The sequence below is a fragment of the Variovorax gossypii genome, assembly GCF_003965815.1.
In the GTDB taxonomy this organism is placed as follows: Bacteria; Pseudomonadota; Gammaproteobacteria; order Burkholderiales; family Burkholderiaceae_C; genus Variovorax; species Variovorax gossypii.
In genome coordinates this window covers 648,754-666,933 of the sequence record NZ_RXOE01000002.1, presented here as the reverse complement: position 1 = coordinate 666,933, position 18,180 = coordinate 648,754, and the positions used below count along the sequence as shown (strand labels likewise).

The following is an 18,180-nucleotide window of genomic DNA, read 5'->3' as shown; positions in this document are numbered from 1 at the left end:
GCCTCCGCGCGTGCTCAGGCGTCGCGCGTCACGCGCATGATTTCCTCGGCGGTGGTCACGCCCTCGCGCACCCAGCGCTGGCCGTCTTCCCGCATGGAGCGCATGCCGTGCCTGACGGCGGCCGCTCGCATGGCCTGCTCGTCGCCTCCTTCGTGGATGAGCCTGCGGATGTCGTCATGCACCACGAACAGTTCGTGGATGCCGGTACGCCCCTTGAAGCCCGAATGCCCGCATGCTGAGCAGCCCACCGGCGCATAGACCACGCTGCCGTCGGGCTGCTCGCGCGGCAGCTTGCATGCCGGGCAAAGGCAGCGCACGAGCCGCTGCGCCAGCACGCCGAGCAGCGATGACGACAGCAGGAATGGCTCGATGCCCATGTCGCTCATGCGCGTGACGGCCGAGACCGCGTCGTTGGTGTGCAGCGAGGCCAGCACGCCGTGCCCGGTGAGCGACGACTGCACCGCGATCTGCGCGGTCTCGAGATCGCGGATCTCGCCGATCATGATGTTGTCCGGGTCCTGCCGCAGCGCCGCGCGCAACGCGGCGCCGAAGGTCATGCCGATCTTGCCGTGCACCGGTATCTGGCCGATGCCGGGCAGGTCGTACTCCACCGGGTCTTCCACCGTGAGGATGTTGCTGGTGCCCAGGTCGAGCTGGCCCAGCGCCGCATACAGCGTGGTGGTCTTGCCGCTGCCGGTGGGCCCGGTGACGAGCACGATGCCGTGCGGCTGCCGCACGAGCCGCGTGAGCTCGGCCAGCGTATCGCTCGCCATGCCCAGCCGTTCGAGCCGCAGGCGGCCCGCGTCCTTCTCGAGCAGGCGAAGCACCGCGCGCTCGCCGTGCGCGGTGGGCACGGTTGAAACGCGCACGTCGATCGGCCGCCCGCCCACGCGCAGCGTGATGCGCCCGTCCTGCGGCAGCCGCTTCTCGGCGATGTCGAGCTGCGACATGATCTTGATGCGCGAGATCAGCGCTGCATGCAGCGCCCTGCGCGGCGCCACCACGTCGCGCAGCGTGCCGTCGACGCGGAAGCGCACCACCGAGTGCGTCTCGAAGGACTCGAGGTGAATGTCGCTCGCGCCGTCGCGAGCCGCCTGCGCGAGCAGGGCATTGATCATGCGGATGACGGGCGCGTCGTCCTGCGCGTCGAGCAGGTCGGTGACGGCGGGCATGTCCTGCATCAGGCGGTCGAGGTCGACCTGCTGCTCGACGGCGCCGACCACCGAGGCGGCGTCGCCGGTGTCGGCGTAGCTGCGGGCCAGCAGGGCATCCATTGCGGCCTCGTCGACCTGCCGCAACGGCAAGCCGCCGAGCATGCGGCGCGCCTCGGCCACGGCCCAGCCCGGCGTGCGCGGGCACACGACGATGCAGGCGGCCTCGGCTCCGTCATCGCTCGCCGGCTGCGCGACGATGCGCTGGCTGCGAGCCCAGGCGTGCGGCAGCGCCGTGCCGATAGCGGCCGTCACGGCGCCCCCACCAGCTCCGGCCGGTAGCCGAGCTCGCGCAGCACGGCGATGGCGTTGTCCACCGCCTTCGGATCTCGCGGCACGTCGGCCCGCACCAGGTTCCCCTCCCCGCCCGGTCCGCCCACGATGTAGGCGCCGATGCCGCTGATGCGCACCCGCTTGACGATGTTCACCGCGTCCTGCTCGGCCTTCACGTCGGCGATCTGCACCACGGCGACCTTGTCGTTGGCGCCGCCGAACAGCGCGGCGGGGTCGGAGTCCAGCGTCACGCCCGCCGGCAGCTGCGAGCGCAGCACCGGTGGCGGCGGCGCCAGCTCGGCCGGCGCCTGGCGCAGCTCGCTGGCAGACGCAGTGGGCGGAGGCGTCTGCTCGCGCGTGCGGTCCCAGCTCTGCGGTCGCAGGTCGACCTCGGCGGCGCGGCCCGCCGTCGGCACATCCGCCGGCGGCAGCGCGGGGCCGCCCACGTCGGGCAGCAACCCGCGCGGCACCGGGCGCGCGCGGCCCTGCTGCGTGCGCATGAAGTTGTAGCGGTCGAGCGTGAGGCCCCGGCCGGCGGCGGCGTCGCGGATCACGTAGGGCCGCAGGAACACCATCAGGTTCGTCTTGACCCGCTGCTTCTTGTCGTAGCGAAAGAGGTTGCCCAGCACCGGCACCGAGCCCAGGCCGGGCACGGCCTCGGTGCCGTTGGTCACGCTGTCTTCCATCAGGCCGCCGAGCACCATGATCTGCCCGTCGTCCACCAGGATGCTGGTGTCCAGCGCGCGCTTGTTGGTGACGATGCCGGCAGCGCCCGAGGTCTGCTCGTCGATCGACGAAACCTCCTGGTAGATGTCGAGCTTGACCGTGCCGCCCTCGGAGATCTGCGGCCGGATGTTGAGCTTCAGCCCAATGTCCTCGCGCTGGATCGTCTGGAACGGGTTGGTGCTGCTGTTGCCGTTGGTGATGTACTGCCCGCTCACGAAGGGCACGGTCTTGCCCACCATGATCGACGCGGCCTCGTTGTCCAGCGTGAGGATGTTGGGCGTGGACAGGATGTTCGCCCCGTCCTTGGCCTGCAGCGCGCGCGCCAGCAGCTTGAGGTTGAGGATCTCGCCCACGCCCGGCAGGTTGACGGTGCCGTCGACGATGCCGATGTTCAGGCCCCGGGGCATCGCCTCGATGGTGTTGCGCGCGTTCGGGTTCAGCGTGGCGGCGCCGAAATTGGTGCCCCCGCGCACGCCGCGCCCGTTGCCGCCGCCGGCCATCCACTGGATGCCCAGCTCCGATGCGTCGCGCTCGGTCACCTCGACGATCAGGCTCTCCACCAGCACCTGCGCGCGCCGCTGGTCGAGCGTGTCGATCACGCGGCGCAGGCTGCGGTACATGGGCTCGGGCGCCGCGATGATCAGCGTGTTGGTGGTTGCGTCGGCCTGCACTGTCACGCCGCCGGCCGAGAAGGCGGTGCCGCTGCCATTGCCGGCGGCGCCCGCTGTGCCGCCACCCGTCCCGCCGGTCGAGAGCGCGCCGCCGCGCAGGCTGCTGCCGGAGCCTGCATTGCTGCCCGTGCCCGACCCCGTGCCGGTGCCTCGGTTCGTCGAACTGTTGCTGCCCGTGCCGCTGTTTCCGTTGGCACCCCCTGCGGCTCCCGCACCGCCGAGCATGCCGCCCGAGCCGAGCGCCGCGCGCACCGAGCCGCCGCCCGTGGCCGCCGTGTCGGGCGACTCGCCCGTCAGCAGGCCGCGCAGCACGCCCGCGAGATACGCCGCCTGCGCGTTGCGCAGGTAGACCACGTGCAGGTTGCCCGGATCGCTCTGCGCGTTCTCCAGCTTGGCGACGAGCTCGCGCGCGAGCGATGTGCGCCCCGGGCTGCTGGAGCGGATCACGATGCTGTTGGAGCGCGGATCGGCCAGCACCACGATGTCGCGCCGGCCCTTCTCGCCGCTGCCCTCGAGCAGCTCGGTGGCGAGCCCCGCGATGTCCACGGCAACGCCGTTGCGCAGCTTGATGACCTCCGAGTCGAGCGAGGTCGGCGTGTCGATGCTCTCGATGATGCGGGCCAGGCGCTCGAGGTTCTCGATGTAGTCGGTCACCACCAGCGTGTTGTTGGCCGGGTAGGCCGCGATGCTGTTCTCGGCCGCGACCAGCGGCTTGAGCACCGGCACCATGGCCTCGGCGTTCTCGTAGTTCAGGCGGAAGGTGCGCGTGGCCATGCCGCCGCCGGCGTTGCGCGCGTTGACCGACCCGCCCTGCAGCTTCGCGTCGGCCACCGGCACGACGCGGCTCACCTCGCCCACGTCGACGATCGCGAAGCCGCGCATGCGCAGTGCCGAAGAAAGCATGCCGTAGGCCGTCGAGGACGACACCTCGCCTTCGGAAACCAGCGTGATCTGTCCCTTCACGCGCGGATCGAAGAGGAAGGTGCGGCCCAGAAAGCGGGCCAGCGCCGAGACCACGGATGTGATGTCGGCATCGACGAAGTTGAGCACCACCTTCTCGTCCCTGCCGGCACTCGCTGCCTGCGGGGGCGTTGCCGGTGCCGCGCGACCGGCTGGCGGCGGCGTGGAGGTCGCGGCGCCTGTCGCGAGGCTGCACAGCCCGATGCAGCACGCCACCGTCCATCGGCGCATCGCTGCGCCCTTTCGCTCTCGTGTCACGGGCCGTCCTTGTAGTGTTGCGTGGACTGCAGGTCCACCACGCCGCGCACCAGTCCTTGCGGGCTGCCTGTCGCGGCGGCGGCGCCGTCCGCCCTGTCGAGCGCGGCGCCGATGATTTCGATGTCGCTGCGCGCGGATACCGCCGTCAGCCATGGAAAGACCAGCGCCGCCTCGACGGGCTTGTCGAATTCGATGCGCCATGCCTTCGCGGGCGACGCGCTGCCAGCGGCCGCGGGTGCGTCGGATACGACGACCTGCAGCCGGTAGAGCCCCTGGAGGCCGGCGCGGTCCAGACCGGCCTGCGGCGATTCGCTCGGGCCTGCGGCACTGCCGCCACGTGCACCGGGCACGCCCACCAGCAGACGGTCGAGCTCGGCCGACTGCGCGCGCAGCTTCGGCAGCTCCTGCTGCCAGCGGGCGACGGCATCGAGCGCCGGCTTCGTCAGCACCAGCCATAGGAAAGCCAGCGCCACCAGCAATGCAGCCGCGCCGATGGCGAGGCGGTCGCGCGACGGCAGCGCGCGCCAGCGCGTGGCGCCTTCCTGCATTCCGCGCTGCAGCGGCTCCAGCCGTCGGGCCAGCGGACGAAGGCGTGCGGAGATCACTGCGCGTCCTTTCCGGGCTCGGAGGCAGGAGCGGCAGTCACCCGCAGCACGCCCGCGTCGTCCGCGACGGCAAGGCCCTGCTCCCTGGCCTGGGCCTGCAAGGCCTGCTTCGCCTGCGCGTTGGGCGCGGCGCCTTCGCGCCACTGGACGCGCAGTTCCCCCGCCGAGTAGTGCACCCCCTGCACCTGCCCCGGCGGTGTCTGCGCCAGCAGGCTCACGGCCGCGCGCGAAAGCCCCGCGTAGTCGCTGGCGGCCGGCCCCTGCGGCGCGCCCGCCGCGCGCGCCTCCAGCTGCTGGCGCGTCTGCTGCAAGGGATTGACGACCACTGGCACCTCGGGAAACACGGCCTTGACCCGCGCGGCCATCTGCCGCTTCAGCGCCTGGCCCTGCGTCGCGAGCCGGGCCGCATAGACATTCAACCCCGTGAGCCACACCGCGATGGCGAGAACGGCCCAGCCGGCAACAGGCCTCGCCAATGCCAGGCCGGCGCCTGCATGGCCATCGGCCAGGTCGTCCGCCTGCAGCGACCAGTTCCAGCCCTCGCCCGACCAGCGGGCCAGGGCATCGTCGTTGCCGGCCCACTGCACGGCCGGAAGAACGGCCTCGCCACCCGCATGCGCCACGAGGCCCGCCGTGGGATCGACGCCTTCGGGCAGCCATTGCATGAAGCCCTGATCGGGGCCGGTGCGAACGGCGATCCATCCATCGATCAGGCATGCGGTCCACCCCTGCCCGGGGTTCGGCAGGAAGGCGACGGGCAGCCGCAGCTCGCGCACCGGGAGGCCGTGCCGGCGCAGCACGCCCATCCAGCCATTCATCACGGCACGCCCGGTCCATGCGGCGGGCACGCTGCCATCGGCACCGCGTGGACCGAAGCCCGTCACCAATGCGTCCAGCGGCTGCAAGGCACAGGGTTCGATGGCGCCCTGCACGGCTGCGTGCAGGCGCCTGCCGGACAGCGGCGGCAAGGCGAAGGCGGCGATCGGCGCATCGGCGGGATGCAGGCACACCTCCAGTCGCTTCGGCTGGAAGTCGCGGGCCACGGCATCGAGCATGCGCGCGCCGCCGTCATGCCAGCCACCGCCGGGCTCGCGCCAGCCGCAGCGCACTTCGGCCTGCGAAGCCTCGCCCTCGCCGCCCGGCCACGGAGGCAGCTGAATGCGCAGCACCTCGGCCTTCACACGCCCTCCCTCAGCCAGACCACGCGCGGCATTGCAGCCTTGTCGTCATGCAGCAGCGCCACCTGCACGAACTGCGTGCGCGCGGTGTCCAGCACGCTCGCCACGCGAAACCAGTTGCTGGTGACGCCCATTCGCACGTTGGCCGAATCGAGTCCGGGCATCTTCAGTCGATTGGCGAAGTCGCCGTTGTTGACGAACCACTGACCGTGGTCGCGCGTGGAGAGCAGCGCCCGCGCGCGGTCGAGCGAGAGCCCGGGCACGCCGGCGGCCACGAGTTCGGCGCGCGCGGTGTTCGCGTTGATCCAGGTGCGCTCGGGCAGCACGGTCACGAAGGGTACGAGCTTCGCGACCGTGGCCGCGTCGACGCCCGGTACGGCCAACAGGTCTTCCAGCGCGCGCAGGCGGGGCGCCTGCGCGTTGCGCGGCAGCTCCTGCGGCAGGCCCAGGCTCTCGGCCAGCCGCCTGGCGCGCGCGCGGACTTCGTCGGATACGGCGCCTGTCCCCGGCTGCTGCGCATCGCCCAGGCTGACGATCACGCGCCGCATGATGGCGCCGGCCTGCGCCCGCGGCACGCCTACAGTGGCGCAGAGCCTGGCGAACACCTCCGCCTCGTCGGGGTCCACGCCCGACTGGTCGACGAGATTGCGCAGGTTGAACTTGCCCTGTTCGTCGGCGATTTCGCTGACGAGGCGTCCGCCGTCGCCGGCCACCTGGCCCGAGGCGGCGCGCGAGAACGGCTGTGTCCACAACCCGTCGAGCCGCGTGGTGGGCTCGCGCAGCGCATCCGCGCGCAGCACGCGCTGGGCCTCGCCGATTTCCCCTCGCAGCAGCCAGCGCGCCTGCACGCGCAGCTGGTCTCCCTGCGTGGTCCGGATGAACGACGACTGCCGCCCCAGCAGGCTCGCGGCCAGCAGCGCGATCACCGCGACGATCAGCAGCGCGCTGACCACCGCCATGCCGCGCTGCCGCGCCCGGCGGCCGTTGCCTGCTCCGATGCCCATCGCCACGCCAGCCACCCGGCTCTACCAGGAGCCTATGTCGGCATTGGCCTTCTCTCCACCGGGCTCGCCGTCGGCGCCCATGGAGAACACGTCGATCTCGCCGTTGGTTCCGGGGTTGAGGTACTGGTAGGGGTTGCCCCACGGGTCGGCCGGCAGGCGCTCGAGGTAGGTGCGCCAGTTGGCGGGCACCTTGCCGGTGGCGGGCTTCTCGACCAGCGCGCGCAGGCCTTGCGTGGAACTCGGGTAGGCGCCGTTGTCGAGGCGGTAGAGCTTCAGCGCCTGCATGATCGCGGCCACGTCCTGCCGGGCCGCGGTGGCGCGTGCCTGGTCGGGGCGGTCCATCAGGCTGGGCACGATGAGCGCGGCGAGCACGCCGATGATGACGAGCACCACCATCAGTTCGATGAGAGTGAAGCCGCGCCGCACCAGGGATCGACGACCTGCGCGACAAGGGGTTGAACGTGCGGCCATCTTTCACTCCAGGAACAGGAAACATCGAAGGCGGTGAACCCGTTCATCGTGGCAGCGGTGCGTGTCAGTCCGATTGAAAATTCTCGGGAGTTCGCTCGCCGCGGCAGGCTCCCCGCTCAGGAGTCGTCGGGCTCCTGCGGCGATTTCCAGCGCGACAGCGCGCGGCGCGCGGCATTGAGCTCGGCCATCGAGATATGCAGCTCGGCCATGGTCTTCGCCAGCAGCGCGAGCAGCGCCGCGCGCTGGCGCACGCGCACGGTCTCGGCACGGTGCGTGCGTTGCGCCTGGCGGGCCGTCGCGCGGATGGCGCGGGCCGTCGGCGAATCGTGCAGGTCGGACGGCGGGTTCCGCGTGGTGCCTGCCGACATCGCGCCGCTTCGCTGCTGTTGCCGCTGCTGCGTGCCGGCCATGCTCAGGCGGCCGCCGGATCCTGCGCGCCTGCGGTGGCGGCGGCATTCGCCGCATCGCCGCGCGCCGCCCCGGCGGGGCCGTAGTTGCGCAGGTGCAGGAAGAACTCGCCCATCATCTGCATCCACAGCCGCACGGCGAACACGAGGTATGCCGGGCTCACGCCGCCCGCGACCACCACGTCCATCTCGAGCACGACGAAGTCGCCGTGCTGGGCCACGCGCGCGAAGCGCTTGGTGCGATGCCACGAGGCCAGCACGGCATCGGGCAGGGTGCCGCCCTGCACGTGCAGCGGGCAGCTCAGGGTGAAGTCGGTGTACTGGGTGGTGGTGACGGGGTTGCCCCACAGCACCTGGAACCCGATGCCGTGGCTCGCGCTGTGAAGGCGCACTACGCCGTCCTGCTCGATGGCGGTCACGGCGCCGCCGGCCGCCTTGATGGCGTCCGACACCTGTTCGGGCGTGACGGCGTCCAGCAGATCGGCGCCCGGTGCCATCGCACTGTCCGCGGTTTCGTTGTTGTTGTTCGCTGTTTGGTTCATGGGTGACCCCTGCTTGCTCTTGTGGTGAATGGATTCGTTCGGGCGCACGCAGGCGCTCAGTTGGTCTTCTTCAGCGCCGCTTCGAGCGCGGCACCGTCGATGCTCAGCGTCGTGCCCGGCGCGATCTGCGCGAGGTAGGCCTGCAGGAGCTGCTGCTGCCGCTGCTGGCGCAACGCGGTGCGCAGCCTGGGCTTCATCTCCTCGAAGGTGGCGCTGCGCCCGGGCCGCACTTCGAGCAGCTTCACGACGTGAAAGCCCGCCTCGGCCTGTACCGGATCGCTGACCTGCCCGGGCTTCAGCCGTGCGACGGTGTCGCGCAGCTCCGGCACGATGCGCGCGAGCGGCAGCGTGTCGACTTCGCCCCCGCGCTCCGCGCTGCGCCTGTCCTGCGAGCTGGCGCGCGCGACGGCCGCGAAGTCGCCGGTGCGCGCCTGGCGGGCCAGCCTGCCGGCCTCGCCGCGCACCCTGGCGATGGCGGCCACGTCGCGGTCGGGCGTGGCCAGGAATATCTGCGCCACGCGGTATGCGGCGGGCAGGTTGAAGTTGGCCTTGCCCTGTTCGTAGGCGGCCTGCATGTCGGCGTCCGGCGGATAGTCCGCCGGCACCCGGCTCACCGACTCCAGGTAGCTCGTGCTCACGATGCGCGCGGCGATCTCGCGCGCGGCGGCATCGACCTGCGCCTTGACCTCGGGCCGCTCGCTCCAGCCCTTGGCGCGGGCGTCGCGCAGCACCGCCTCGCCCAGCAGGCGGTCGCGCAGCCAACCGTCGAGCGTCGCACGGTCGGCCCTGACGGCGGCGCGCTCGCCCTCGGGCAGGGCCTGCAGCAGCTTCTCGACTTCGTCCTGACCCACGGTGATTTCTCCAAGGCGTGCCACGACGGGGGCGGGCACGGGGGCCTGCGCGCCCGCGATGCCGACCGAGGAAGCCAGCAGCACCAGCGCGGCCGACGACGACTTGAGGCGCCTCCTCATTGCCTGCGCTCCTTATCCCCGGCCGCCGGTGCGCTGGCGGCGGCAGCAGCGGGTGCGGGTGCAGGTGCCGCGACGGCGCGCACGTCGAACTTGCTCTCGTACAGCCTGTCGCCGTACTGCTGCGCGATCTGCTCGTACTTGACGCGGCTCTGCGCCGCGAAGGGCTGGCGCGAGGCGAGCACGGTGCCCACGTCCATCGTCTCGTAGGCGCCCAGGATCTCCTGCCCCACCGCGTAGAGCTGCGCGTTCTTGGCCTCGCACTGCGTGATCGCGGTACGGTGCGTGGCGGCTTCGGTCGCAAGCCGCTGGCGCTCGGCTTCCGAGGTGCGCGCCATCTTCAGCAGCTCGTCGTAGGCGTTGCGGTATTGCGCGACCTGCGCGGTGGCCTTGTCGGATGCCGCCTGCGCCTGCTGGCGCAACTGCTGGCTGCCGGCGCTGGCTGCCTCGCGTGCCTGGCGCTCGGCGGCGAGCTGCGCCTGGGTCTGCGAGAGCTCCTTCTTCAGCACGTCGAGCTCGGGCTTCGCGGGCGCGGCTTGCGCCATCGCCGGCTGCTGCCCGGCCTTCAGCGCGGCCAGCTCGTTCTGCACCTGCTGCAGCTGCGTGGTGGTCGCGCGCAGCTGCGCGCGCAGCCGCTCCTCCATGGTCTGGCCGCCCGGTGGCTGCTGCGCGTGGGTGGTTCCGGCCATGGCGGCCAGCGAGGCCAGCAGCAGCGCCGGGAAGATTTTTCTGGACACGGCGTGCTCCTTCTCTTCGTTCTTCCGGTCAGGCACGCGCATCAGAAGCGCGCATTGAATTCGAGCTGCAGCGTGTCGATCGACTGCGGCGGCCCGTAGACCTCCTTGGTCGAGATCCAGCGGCCGGTGAACCACATGTTCTTGTCGATCGCATACGAGCCGCCCAGGAAGTAGCCGCGCGCGTTGGTGCCGCCGCCGTGGAAGGTCGAGTCGTTGTAGCCGTCGGGCATGGCGTCGGGCTCGATGCGCTTGTAGCCCGCCAGCACGTTCCAGTCGCCGCGGTTGGCCGGCGCCGGCTTGCCGTAGGTGGCCTGCAGCATGTAGGCGTTGCCGCCGCTCTTGAAGTCGGCCTTGGTGGTGCCGCCGGTGGCGCCGAAGTTGTTGACGATCATGCTGCGCACGCCGGCGCGGTTCCAGATGTCGGTGGCGCTGTAGGCGGTGTTGCGCACGTAGTTGGCGTCCAGCCGCAGGTTGTTGCCCGCCACCTTGGTGTCCCAGCGCAGGTTCAGGTCGATCAGGCGGAACTTCGAGGCCAGACCCACGTACTGCGGCTGCGGCGTGCCGGCCGGGTTGAGCGGGTCGAGCTTGATGTCGCGCAGCAGCATGAGCGTGTTGCCCTTCTGCATGAAGGCCGGACGCGACCAGTCGGTGCTGCAGCCGTCGTCGCCCGAGTACAGCGCGCAGGGCTGCGAGATCTGGCCCGTGATGTTGCGGAAGTTGTAGTAGGCCAATGCGCCGCGCAGGCGGTTGTCCTCGTCGATCTTCCACTCGGCGCCGGCCTGCGCGCCGAGCAGCCACTTGTTCTCGCTCTTCATCTTGTTCTGGCTGCGGCTGGGCGAGTTGTCGGAGTTGTACTCGAGCGGAATCAGGCCCAGCGTGCCGAAGAGCGTCAGGTCGCGGTTGGAGGCCAGCTTCTTCTCGAACTGCGCGGCGATGCCGTCGAAGTTCAGGTCGTTCGAGAACAGTATGTCGGTCGACATGAACGGGTTGCCGAAGCGGCCCGCCGTCACCGTGAGCCAGTCCACCGGCTTGTGCGAGATCCACATCTGGTCGAGCCACACGCTCTTCTTGCCGAGGCCGCCGCCCAGCGTCTGGGTGGTCGAGACCGGGCTCTCGTCGCTGCCCGAAGCCAAGCGCACGCCGGCCTTGGTGTTCTCGCTGAGGTCGGCGAACACGCCCAGCCGCGCGCGGGCGCGGAACAGGTTGCGGCGGTCCTGGCGGGTGTTCAGCAGCGGCGGCAGCGCGAGGTTGGTGTTCTGGTTGATGTCGTAGCCCGCGCCCTTGTTGAACTCGCTCCAGTTGGTCTCGATGTTGCTGTTGTTGCCCGCGTAGCCGCGCGACTCGTTGCGCACGCGCACGTCGCCTTCCACGCGGATGCGCTTGCTCCACTCGGGCGTTTCGTTGGGCGCGGCCCAGCCTTCGTCCTTCGCCTGTGCCATGACCTGCGCCTTGACCTCGTCGCGAATCTGGTCGCGCACGGTCTGCGAGATATAGGGCACGCGCACGTCGCCCGCCTCGAGCCGCACGCCGCCGGCCACGCTGGCCGACGCGGCGGTGGAGGCCGCCGCCAGGCGCTGCTGCGCCTGCTGCGCGGCCAGGGCCTCGGTCTGGGCCTGCGCGAGCAGGGCCTCGCCCACGTCCTTGGCGAGCGTGCCGCTCTGGATCAGGCCACGGATCAGCTTGACCATGGCGGTCTCGGAAGGTGCGGCTGCCGCGGCCTGTGCCGAGGCATGGCCTGCCGACAGGGCGAACGCGGAGGCCACGGCCGCCGCGAGCGCGCACCGGCGCAGGATCGGGATGTGTCGTTGAAGTTGGTTCATCGCTTTGTTCGCAGGATTGAATGGGACAGGAGTCGGGGCGCTCGTCGGGGCGCTCATGGCCGGCGCCCTCTCATGGACACGCGCATCGGGAATCGCAGCGACGCGGGCGGCTTCTCGTCGACGCGGTCCAGGCCGCGGATCAGCGCGAGAACCGCCTCGTCGATGTCGGGCGTGCCGGTGCCGCGCACCAGCTGCGCCCGCGTGGTCGAGCCGTCGGCGCCGAGCCACAGGTCGATCTGGATGTCGTCGAACACCAGTTGGCGCGTGCGCGCATCGCGCGACAGCGCCTGCTGCAGCAGGCTCGACACATAGCGCGCATACGAGCCGCTGCCGAGGCCGCCGCCCGCGCCGGTGCCGCTCATGCCGCCGCCGCTGCCGGCCTGGATGCCGAAGGCGTCGTTGCCGGCCTGCGCGGCGCTGTCCATGGTCACGGGGTCGCCGAGGTCCTTCGAGGGACTGGGCGGCGTGTCGTCCTTGGGCGGCTCCAGCGGCTCGACGGGCTTGGGCTCGGGCTCGGCCACCGGCTTGATCTTTTCCGGCTCGGGCTCGGGCAGCTTCTCGGGCTCGGGCGGTGGGGGCGGCGGCGGTGGGGGCGGCAGCATCAGCATCGGCGCGTCGGCCACCACGCGCCTCGTGCTCGCGGTGTCGCTCAGCAGATGCCACACCAGCGCCACGAGCGCGACAGCAAGCCCCAGGCCGATGACCCAGCCACCCCAGCGGCGCCACAGCCCAGCCTGCCCGCCCGTGCGACGCGCGCCGGCGGCGGAAGTCGGGTTGCGAGGGTTCACGCTGCGGCCCTCACTTCTGCTTGCCGGTCACGAGGCCGATCTGGTTCAGCTCGATGCGGCGCAGCAGGTCGAGCACGTCGACCACCTTCGCGTACTGCACGCTGGCGTCGCCGCGCACGATCACGGGAAAGTCGGGCGACAGAGCCTTCTCGGTGCGCAGGCGCTCCTCGAGCTCCGGCAGCGTGACCGGATAGGCATCGAGGAACACGTTGCCCGCGTTGTCGATGGTGATGGCCTTGGTCTTGGGCTTTTCCAGCGCCACGGAAGCGCTGGCCTTGGGCAGGTCGACCTTGATGCCCGGAATGCTGGCGTTGCTGGTGAGGATGAAGATCACCAGCACCACCAGCAGCACGTCCACGAAGGGCGTGATGTTGATGCCGCCCGTGCGCTTGCGCGCGCCGAACCTGGCTGCGGGGTTTGCCATGGCGTCTCGGCTCCCTCAGGCGCGCAGGGCCACGACCTGCGCCACCGCGCGGCCTTCGCCCTGCTCTTCGGCAAGGCGCGTGACGAACTCGTCCACGAACACCGCCATGTCGGCGCCGATGGCGTCGGAGCGCGAGGCGAGCCAGTTGTAGCCGAACAGCGCCGGGATCGCGACGCCCAGGCCTGCCGCCGTACACAGCAGCGCTGCCGCCATGCCGGGGGCCACCGAGTTGATGTCCACAGCGCCGGCCATGGCCGCCACGACGAACACCAGCATGATGCCGATCACCGTGCCGAAGAGGCCCACGTAGGGCGCGCCCTCGATGGTGGTCGAAAGCCAGTTCATGCGCTTGGACATGCGCTCGGTCTCGCGCACCATCACGCCGTCCATGGCGGCGCGGATGGCGCCGATGGTGGCGCTCGAAACCGCGTTCAGGTCGTAGCCGCGGTCATGGCGGCGGCGCATCTCCTCGATGGCCACCTCGTACAGGCGCCACAGCGACGAGTCGGCGCGCACCTCCTGCGGCACGGTGTTGTTCACCGCCAGCCGGTCGAGCGGCGCGCCCGCGGCCTCGCGGAAGTGCTCGATGAAGATCTCGTTGGCGCGCTCGGTGGCGCCGTAGCTGCGGCCCTTGCCGATCATGATGGCCCACGACAGCACCATCATCAGCCCCAGCACGCCCACGACCACCCAGGCGTCCAGCGGCATCGCGGCGAGGATGAAGCCGAAGTGGCTCTTGCCGGCCTGCTGCTCGTCGGCACCGAATGCCGTGAGGCGCGACTCGGCGCCCTGCGAGACCGCGTCGGCCAGCAGCAGCGCGTCGGCGCGCGCCACCTTCGACAGGCGTACCTCGTCGATGGCGCCGGTGAAGGGCGCAAAGGCGGTGGCTTGTGCACTCTGTGCGCCGGATGCGACGGCCGGCGCGTCGGCACCGAGCGCCGCCGCCGTATTCAGCGCCGGCAGCTTCGCCGCCACCGACGCGGCGCGGCGGCCACCCACGAAGAGCGCCACGCTCTCGCGCTCTGCCTTCACCGCGAGGTGCGACCACTGCCCCGCCTGCACCGGCTGGCCCGGCGCGCTGCGCTGGCCGTTGACCTGCACGAAGGGCACGCCCTGGTCGATGCCCACCACCAGCTCGCCGGTCGCGTCGCGGCGCGTGTAGACCGCCTGGCGCGCGCCGAGCTGGTCGGGCCTGATCCATGCGGAGAAAGTGAGCGCACCGCCGGCCTGCACCGCGAGCGAGGGCGTGGCAGGCAGCATCAGCGCGGCGGCGCCGAGCTGCGCGCCCTTGCCGATGACCGTGCCTTCCACCGGCACAGCCGCGGTCTGGCCGTTGTTGCCGTAGGCGGTGGTGTCGCGCGGCGGCACCGCGCCTTCGGCGAAGTGATAGACCAGCGTGTAGTCAGGATCGAAGGTGCGCTGGCCGTTGCCCGAGGCCGGGGCCTTGGGGTTGCCGTAGTACATCCACAGCTTCTGCGGCGTGCCGGCCGAGACGTTGGGCACGTCGACCCAGACCAGCGCCATGCCCAGCAGCGGATCGAACTGCTCGATCTGGTGGTTGAGCACCGTCTTGTCGTCGGCGGCGACGAAGCGCAGGTCGGCCCCCGTCTCGCTCACGCCTTCGAACTTGAAGTTGCCCGTGTGCAGGCGCACCAGCACCGGCATGCGGCCGGCATCGCTGCCGATGGCGCCGGCCTGCGGCCCGGCATCGATGGTGATGGGCTTGCGATAGGCCCACTCGGCCTGCCACCAGGCATGGGCCAGGCCCGGCAAGAGCGTGCTCGCCAGCGTGAGCGCGATGAAAAGGATGCGTCGCATGACAGGGTTCTCCGGAAACTCGTGAAAAGAAATGGGTGCGGCGTGGATCAGTAGTTCGCGGTGAGGCTGAAATTCACGCGCGTGTCGTGCTTCTTCGTGCGCGGACCGTCGGTGAGCGGGTAGCCGATGTCGACGCGCCCCGCGAAGTACTGGCCGACCTTGAAGGTGGTGCCCACGCCGATCGAGTACAGCGAGAAGCGGTCTTCCTGCTCGGGCAGCGGGCTCTTCAGGCGCAGGCGGGCCGCATCGGCGAAGGCGTACACGCGCCAGTTCTCGACCGCGCTGCCGAGGAAGGTGAGCGGCTTGCTGCGCAGCTCGACCGAGCCCACCACGCCGTAGTCGCCGGTGGCCTCGGCCGAGAGATACCCGCGCACCGAGTTCATGCCGCCGCCTGCGATCTGCTCGCTGGACACCAGCGGCGAATCGGTCATCTGCCCGTTGAAGCGGAAGGCGAGCTGCGAGCCGCCGTCGAAGGTGTGCGTGCCGTTGAGGTCGGTCTTCAGCACCATGAAGCTGGGCGAGGACTTGTAACGCTTGTAGTCGAAGGCGGCCCAGTCGCTGCCGTACTTGAACGAACTGCTCGTGCCCACCACCAGCGAGATGCCGATGCCGTACTGGCTCTTCTCCGACTGGCGGAAGCCCGAGTAAGAGAGCGTGATCGGCGCGTACTTGAGCGGCACCGTGTCGCCGCTGCCCTTGAGCGTCAGCGCTTCCTTGTTGTTCTTGAAGTCGATGCCGATGCTGAAGGCATGCCACCAGTCGCCGGCGTTGGGCACGGTGTAGGTCGCCTTCACGCCGAAGGAATGGCCCTTGCCGAGCACGTCGGTGCCGCCCACGGTGGCCACGTTGCTGTCGGACGAGAAGGCGTTGGCCTCGAGGCTCCAGTTCGTGCCGCGTACCGGCATCGCGTAGCTGGCCGAGATCACCTTCGTCTGGCTCAGGTCCTGCGGCGCGCCGAAGAAGCTGATGGAGGCGCTGTGGCCCAGCTGCCAGAGGTTGTCGTGGCCGAGAGAGAAGCTGGCGCGCAGCTTGCGCGTGTCGGCGCTGTAGTCGTTGTTGAGGCCGGCGCTCGCGCGCCAGGGGCTGGAGTCCTCGACCTTCAGGTCGACGTCCATGGTGCCCGGCATCGCGCCCTGGCGCACCAGCGGCATCACCTGCCGCTTCGGTCCGCGGTTGAGCGCGGCGAGTTCGGACTGCGCCTGGTTGAAGTTGGGAACGCCGCCTTCCTTCAACGCGGGCACCTGGTCGCGCACCTCGAGCGGCGAGTTGTACTCGGCGCCCACCACGCGCACGCGGCCCACGCGTGTCTCGTTGACCCGCAGGAACACCACGCCCTGCGTGACCTGCTGTTCGGGCAGGTCGACATACACCGATTGATAGCCCGCCGCCTGGTAGGCCGCGAGCAGCGCGTCGCGCGCGCCTTCCACGTCCTTCAGCGTGCGGTCCGGACCGAGGAAGGGCGTGACGGCCTTCTCGATGGCGCGCGCGTCGAGCACGGTGTTGCCGCGCACGATGTATTCGCTGATGTCGACCTTGCGCGCCGGCTCGGCCGCTTCCGCCGACGGTGCGACGGCGGGTGCAGGTTGAGGCGCGGGTCCGGATGCCTGGGCGAAGGCAGCGCCTTGCGCAGTCATCGCGAACACCGCCAGCCACGCGGAACTGCGGCGGTGATGTTTCTGGCGGCCTTTCTTCTTCGTTTCGTGCATTTGCAGCTCTGTTCTCATGGGTGAAGCGCACAAGACAGCGCGCTCATGAACAGAGAGCCTTCGTGTCGCTGCGGCGTACCTTTCCTAGACGCACGGCACGCGCAGCGACTGTCGGTTTGTCACAAAAACTTCATCAAGAAATCGGCACCGCGAACGATCCGGCCGTTTCTTCGCGCTTAAGAAGAAGGACCTCCGCAGGATGAAAGCCGTGTTCCCGAGAACGGGTCTTCCCATCGACTTGTGCGATACCTAGACTGCGTGGCTCGCCGCGAGCAATGAATTGGAAGCAGGAGATACACGCATGGCTTTTCGTCTTCCGGGCATCGCCGCCGTGCTCCTGCTCGGATGCTGTCTGGGCGCATCCGCGCAAGAGACCGATGCGCCTACCACCCAAGCCCGACCCTGCGTGGAAGTGACCGTCAACGGCGAGCGCACGCCCTCCTACGACTGCCTGACGGAGAAGCTGCGTCCTCCCGCATCCGCGCGCGCGCCGGACGCGGTGCAGCCGGGCCTTGCATCGGAGGCGATCGTGCAGCGGCCTTCCAACGAACTGGGCCTCTTCAACCGCGCGGCGACCGGCCATCGCATGGGCAACACCTTCGGCACCTCGGTCTATCCGCAGCGCCCGCCGCCGGTAGCGCCTTCGTCGCCCCTGATTCCCCGGCAGTAGCCGACCGGCCCACTAGGCCGGGCCGCCCTCGCCGTAGATCCCGATGATCAGCGAGCGCAGCCACGCGATAGCGGGGTCCTTGTGGAAGCGGCCGTGCCAGAACAGGTTGATCGCGATCTCCGGCAGCTTCGCCGGGTGGCGCACATAGGAAAGTTCGAACGGCCTCGCCAGTGCCTGCGCGAGTCTCTCGGGCACGGTCGCGACAAGGTCGGAGTCGTGCAGGATGTGCCCCACGGCCACGTAGTGCGGCACGGTCAGCACCACCTTGCGCATGATCTTCTTGCGGTCGAGGAATTCGTCGGCCTTGCCGTGGCCCGTTCCGTCCGAGACCACCACGACGTGGTCGGCGGCGGAGAAGTCGTCGAGCGAAACCTTCTTCCTGCCGTCGAGCGGATGGTCGCGCCTGAACATGCACACGTAGTGCTGCCGGAACAGCCTGCGCTGGAAGTACCCCGCCTTCAGCTGCGGCAGCAGGCCGATCGCCAGGTTGACGTGGCCCGCCTCCATCTCGTCCTGCAGGTTGACCGCGGTGTTGCGCACGGTGCTCAGCGATACGTTGGGCGCGACCCTCGCGATCTCCTTCATCAGCCTGGGCAGGAAGTAGATCTCGCCGATGTCCGTCATGCCGACGGTGAATGCGCGCTTCGATGTGGCCGGGTCGAACGAGGCCTTGCTGTTGATCGCCGCATGGATCACCTGCAGCGCGCGCGCCGTGGGCTCGGCGAGCTGCTGCGCGTAGGGCGTGGGCTCCATGCCGTTGGGCGTGCGCAGGAAGAGCGGATCGTCGGTGAGCTTGCGCAGGCGCGCCAGCGCGTTGCTCACGCCCGGCTGCGAAAGGCCGAGGCTGCTCGCCACCTTGGACACCCTGCGGTCGACGAGCAGCTGCTGGAAGATGACCAGCAGGTTGAGATCGATGTCCTTGAGCTCCATGCGCGTCGTCTCA

At 70.2% G+C, this 18,180-nt stretch carries 17 protein-coding genes; 1 reads left to right on the top strand and 16 read right to left on the bottom strand.

What is annotated here, in order from left to right; all coding sequences use genetic code 11:
* Nucleotides 1-14: 14 nt before the first annotated feature.
* The 15 genes from gspE to EJP69_RS10710 all read right to left on the bottom strand — a co-directional run bounded on the left by gspE (nt 15) and on the right by EJP69_RS10710 (nt 16,567).
* Entirely contained in the window at nt 15-1,466 is a 1,452-nt protein-coding gene (gene gspE, locus EJP69_RS29825) for a type II secretion system ATPase GspE (protein ID WP_240652111.1), read from the bottom strand.
* Nucleotides 1,463-4,099 (bottom strand): type II secretion system secretin GspD, encoded by a 2,637-nt coding sequence (gene gspD / locus EJP69_RS29820; protein ID WP_240652110.1) that lies wholly within the window; start codon nt 4,097-4,099, stop codon nt 1,463-1,465. The genes gspE and gspD overlap by 4 nt, the downstream gene beginning before the upstream one ends.
* The gene (gspM, locus tag EJP69_RS10770; protein WP_126470007.1) at nt 4,096-4,704 is read right to left on the bottom strand and encodes a type II secretion system protein GspM; all 609 of its coding nucleotides are present in this window, start codon (nt 4,702-4,704) and stop codon (nt 4,096-4,098) included. The genes gspD and gspM overlap by 4 nt, the downstream gene beginning before the upstream one ends.
* Nucleotides 4,701-5,885, bottom strand: a complete 1,185-nt coding sequence (gene gspL / locus EJP69_RS10765) for a type II secretion system protein GspL (RefSeq protein WP_126470005.1) — start codon at nt 5,883-5,885, stop codon at nt 4,701-4,703. Before gspL ends, gspM begins: the two co-directional genes overlap by 4 nt.
* Nucleotides 5,882-6,886, bottom strand: coding sequence for a type II secretion system minor pseudopilin GspK (gene gspK / locus EJP69_RS10760; protein WP_126470003.1), 1,005 nt, complete (start codon nt 6,884-6,886; stop codon nt 5,882-5,884). The genes gspL and gspK overlap by 4 nt, the downstream gene beginning before the upstream one ends.
* 21 nt (nt 6,887-6,907) lie before the next feature.
* Nucleotides 6,908-7,357: a type II secretion system major pseudopilin GspG gene (gene gspG, locus EJP69_RS10755; RefSeq protein ID WP_126470001.1), complete on the bottom strand. Its 450-nt coding sequence runs from the start codon at nt 7,355-7,357 to the stop codon at nt 6,908-6,910.
* A 116-nt stretch (nt 7,358-7,473) separates the two neighbouring features.
* On the bottom strand, nt 7,474-7,767 hold the full coding sequence (locus EJP69_RS10750) for a hypothetical protein (protein ID WP_126469999.1): 294 nt from the start codon (nt 7,765-7,767) through the stop codon (nt 7,474-7,476).
* A gap of 2 nt (nt 7,768-7,769) precedes the next feature.
* Nucleotides 7,770-8,306 carry a YbjN domain-containing protein gene (locus EJP69_RS10745; protein ID WP_126469997.1) on the bottom strand — a complete coding sequence of 179 codons (537 nt, stop codon included), beginning with the start codon at nt 8,304-8,306 and terminating at the stop codon, nt 7,770-7,772.
* Nucleotides 8,307-8,362: 56 nt separating this feature from the next.
* Nucleotides 8,363-9,277 (bottom strand): peptidylprolyl isomerase, encoded by a 915-nt coding sequence (locus EJP69_RS10740; RefSeq protein ID WP_126469995.1) that lies wholly within the window; start codon nt 9,275-9,277, stop codon nt 8,363-8,365.
* Nucleotides 9,274-10,011, bottom strand: coding sequence for a hypothetical protein (locus EJP69_RS10735; RefSeq protein ID WP_126469993.1), 738 nt, complete (start codon nt 10,009-10,011; stop codon nt 9,274-9,276). The genes EJP69_RS10740 and EJP69_RS10735 overlap by 4 nt, the downstream gene beginning before the upstream one ends.
* A gap of 41 nt (nt 10,012-10,052) precedes the next feature.
* A complete protein-coding gene (locus tag EJP69_RS10730) occupies nt 10,053-11,831 on the bottom strand; it encodes a putative porin (protein ID WP_240652109.1) in 1,779 nt (592 codons plus the stop codon).
* A gap of 53 nt (nt 11,832-11,884) precedes the next feature.
* The gene (locus EJP69_RS10725; RefSeq protein WP_126469989.1) at nt 11,885-12,619 is read right to left on the bottom strand and encodes an energy transducer TonB; all 735 of its coding nucleotides are present in this window, start codon (nt 12,617-12,619) and stop codon (nt 11,885-11,887) included.
* A 10-nt stretch (nt 12,620-12,629) separates the two neighbouring features.
* Nucleotides 12,630-13,043, bottom strand: coding sequence for an ExbD/TolR family protein (locus EJP69_RS10720; protein WP_125947447.1), 414 nt, complete (start codon nt 13,041-13,043; stop codon nt 12,630-12,632).
* A 15-nt stretch (nt 13,044-13,058) separates the two neighbouring features.
* Nucleotides 13,059-14,861: a DUF2341 domain-containing protein gene (locus tag EJP69_RS10715; RefSeq protein ID WP_126469987.1), complete on the bottom strand. Its 1,803-nt coding sequence runs from the start codon at nt 14,859-14,861 to the stop codon at nt 13,059-13,061.
* Between the two features lie 47 nt (nt 14,862-14,908).
* Nucleotides 14,909-16,567: a ShlB/FhaC/HecB family hemolysin secretion/activation protein gene (locus EJP69_RS10710; protein WP_126469985.1), complete on the bottom strand. Its 1,659-nt coding sequence runs from the start codon at nt 16,565-16,567 to the stop codon at nt 14,909-14,911.
* A gap of 301 nt (nt 16,568-16,868) precedes the next feature.
* On the opposite strand from EJP69_RS10710, the gene EJP69_RS10705 reads away from it, so the two are divergent.
* Nucleotides 16,869-17,237: a hypothetical protein gene (locus EJP69_RS10705; protein WP_126469983.1), complete on the top strand. Its 369-nt coding sequence runs from the start codon at nt 16,869-16,871 to the stop codon at nt 17,235-17,237.
* Between the two features lie 12 nt (nt 17,238-17,249).
* Here the strand turns inward: EJP69_RS10705 and EJP69_RS10700 are convergent, their stop codons facing one another.
* Nucleotides 17,250-18,167 (bottom strand): LysR family transcriptional regulator, encoded by a 918-nt coding sequence (locus EJP69_RS10700; RefSeq protein WP_126469981.1) that lies wholly within the window; start codon nt 18,165-18,167, stop codon nt 17,250-17,252.
* Nucleotides 18,168-18,180 lie beyond the last annotated feature (13 nt).

Excerpts from the sequence above, each read along its gene's own strand:
- EJP69_RS10730 (WP_240652109.1), bottom strand. The coding sequence starts at position 11,831 with ATGAACCAACTTCAACGACACATCCCGATCCTGCGCCGGTGCGCGCTC.
- EJP69_RS10745 (WP_126469997.1), bottom strand. The coding sequence starts at position 8,306 with ATGAACCAAACAGCGAACAACAACAACGAAACCGCGGACAGTGCGATG.
- gspK (WP_126470003.1), bottom strand. The coding sequence starts at position 6,886 with ATGGGCATCGGAGCAGGCAACGGCCGCCGGGCGCGGCAGCGCGGCATG.
- EJP69_RS10700 (WP_126469981.1), bottom strand. The coding sequence starts at position 18,167 with ATGGAGCTCAAGGACATCGATCTCAACCTGCTGGTCATCTTCCAGCAG.
- EJP69_RS10720 (WP_125947447.1), bottom strand. The coding sequence starts at position 13,043 with ATGGCAAACCCCGCAGCCAGGTTCGGCGCGCGCAAGCGCACGGGCGGC.
- EJP69_RS10750 (WP_126469999.1), bottom strand. The coding sequence starts at position 7,767 with ATGGCCGGCACGCAGCAGCGGCAACAGCAGCGAAGCGGCGCGATGTCG.
- EJP69_RS10705 (WP_126469983.1), top strand. The coding sequence starts at position 16,869 with ATGGCTTTTCGTCTTCCGGGCATCGCCGCCGTGCTCCTGCTCGGATGC.
- EJP69_RS10715 (WP_126469987.1), bottom strand. The coding sequence starts at position 14,861 with ATGCGACGCATCCTTTTCATCGCGCTCACGCTGGCGAGCACGCTCTTG.
- gspG (WP_126470001.1), bottom strand. The coding sequence starts at position 7,357 with ATGGCCGCACGTTCAACCCCTTGTCGCGCAGGTCGTCGATCCCTGGTG.
- EJP69_RS10740 (WP_126469995.1), bottom strand. The coding sequence starts at position 9,277 with ATGAGGAGGCGCCTCAAGTCGTCGTCGGCCGCGCTGGTGCTGCTGGCT.
- EJP69_RS10710 (WP_126469985.1), bottom strand. The coding sequence starts at position 16,567 with ATGCACGAAACGAAGAAGAAAGGCCGCCAGAAACATCACCGCCGCAGT.